We start from the raw sequence: 805 nt of genomic DNA, 5'->3' as shown, positions 1-805 counted from the left end.
TGTAGCGCGACATTCAAGGTGAGAGTTGCGCGACGATCAGGATGAGAAGTTGATTGTCGCGGCGCGACATTGTGTGGGCATGTTGATTGTCGCTGGCAAGGTCTATTTGTCGTCCTGATTGTCGCGGACGGCTTCAAGGACCTTGGGCGTGGTGAAGTTGGCGGGTCGGCCGGGGCCTGACCGGCGTGCTTCGGCGGTTCGCCGCCGATAGCTTTCGACGTTCATCTCGAAGATCGTTGCGTGGTGGACCAGTCGGTCCACTGCGGCGAGCGTCATGGCCGGATCGGGGAAGATGCTGTTCCACTCGCCGAAGGGCTGGTTGGCGGTGATCAGCATCGAGCGGCGTTCGTAGCGGGCACTGATCAGCTCGAACAGGACCGATGTCTCGGCCTGATCGCGGCTGACATAGGCGAAGTCGTCGAGGACCAGCAGGTGGTACTTGTCGAGCTTTGCCAACGCGGATTCGAGCGCCAGTTCACGCCGGGCGACCTGGAGGCGCTGCACGAGGTCGGAAGTGCGCGCGAACAGGACACGCCAACCATTCTCGACCAGCGCAAGGCCGATGGCAGCGGCCAGATGGGTCTTGCCGCCACCGGGCGGGCCGAAGAGGATGAGGTTGGCCCCCTGCTCGAGCCATCCATCACCCGCGCACATGGCCATGACCTGGGCCTTCGATACCATCGGCACAGCCTCGAACGCGAAGGTGTCGAGGGTCTTTCCGGCGGGCAGTTTGGCCTCGGCCAGATGCCGCTCGGTCCGCCGCCGATCCCGTTCGGCGATCTCATGCTCGGCGAGCGCGGTCAGG

1 protein-coding gene is annotated in these 805 nt (G+C 64.0%); it reads right to left on the bottom strand.

The features are described from left to right. Positions 1 to 102: 102 nt before the first annotated feature. On the bottom strand, positions 103 to 805 hold a 703-nt coding region (gene istB, locus AX708_RS17810; RefSeq protein ID WP_067490545.1), incomplete at its 5' end, for an IS21-like element helper ATPase IstB.

This window comes from Erythrobacter sp. CCH5-A1 (assembly GCF_001557115.1).
GTDB lineage: Bacteria > Pseudomonadota > Alphaproteobacteria > Sphingomonadales > Sphingomonadaceae > Erythrobacter.
The sequence above is the reverse complement of the archived record's forward strand: the minus strand, read 5'-3'. Positions and strand labels throughout refer to the sequence as shown.